Source organism: Sphingobium cupriresistens (assembly GCF_004152865.1).
In the GTDB taxonomy this organism is placed as follows: domain Bacteria; phylum Pseudomonadota; class Alphaproteobacteria; order Sphingomonadales; family Sphingomonadaceae; genus Sphingobium; species Sphingobium cupriresistens.
On record NZ_SEOO01000131.1, the window covers coordinates 1 to 892 of the forward strand.

1 pseudogene is annotated in these 892 nt (G+C 62.6%); it reads right to left on the reverse strand.

The window, feature by feature from the left end:
* Positions 1 to 772: pseudogene (gene istA, locus EWH12_RS21950) on the reverse strand (IS21-like element ISSsp5 family transposase); the annotation flags it as partial.
* Between the last annotated feature and the right edge of the window lie 120 nt (positions 773 to 892).

Sequence of the window (892 nt, forward strand, 5' to 3'; positions counted from 1 at the left end):
CCTCCCAGGTCGGGAACTTCGGGATCGGCACCATGAAGTTGCGCCGGCAATAGCCTACCAGCCCCTCCACATTGCCCTTCTCGTTCCCCTTGCCCGGGCGAGCATAGCGGTCGCGGATCACGTAATGTGACAGGAAAGCGCTGAACAATGTTGCACGCTGCCGCGTGCCGTCGGGCAGGATCTTCGCCACAAGGCAGCGATCGTTGTCATAGACGATCGAGCGCGGTACCGCGCCGAAAAACGCGAAGGCATGCACGTGTCCGTCCACCCAGGCCTCCGCCACCGCCGCCGGATAGGCCCGCACATAGCAGGCATCACTGTGCGGCAGATCGAGCGCGAAGAAGTAGGCCTTCTGCTCCACCCCGCCGATCTCCACCAGCGCTTCCCCGAAATCGGCCTGCGCATCTCCCGCAGGGTGCGCCAGCGGCACGAACATCTCCCGGCTGCGCTGTTCGCGCTCCCGGATGTAATCCTTGATGATCGTATAGCCGCCGGTGAAACCATGCTCGGTGCGCAAACGGTCGAATACCCGCTTCGCCGTATGGCGTTGCTTGCGCGGGACACTGCGGTCACCCTCAAGCCATCCATCAATGATCGCCACAAACCCGTCCAGCTTCGGGCGCTGCGGTACGGACTGGCGCCGGTAACCCGGCGGCGATGAAAACGACAGCATCTTGCGTACCGTATCGCGCGACACATTGAAACGCTTCGCCGCCGCCCGTTGGCTCATGCCATCCGCGCAAGCCAGACGGACCTGAAGATAAAGTTCCACGCTGTAGATCCCCACACCTCCCTGACTCGGCAGAAAGGCTTCAAGGTGGACGACTTTTACGCCGCCCGCAGCAGGACTATCCCGCCGCTACCGTGGTCGAATATTGCTCCGCCGTTCTCA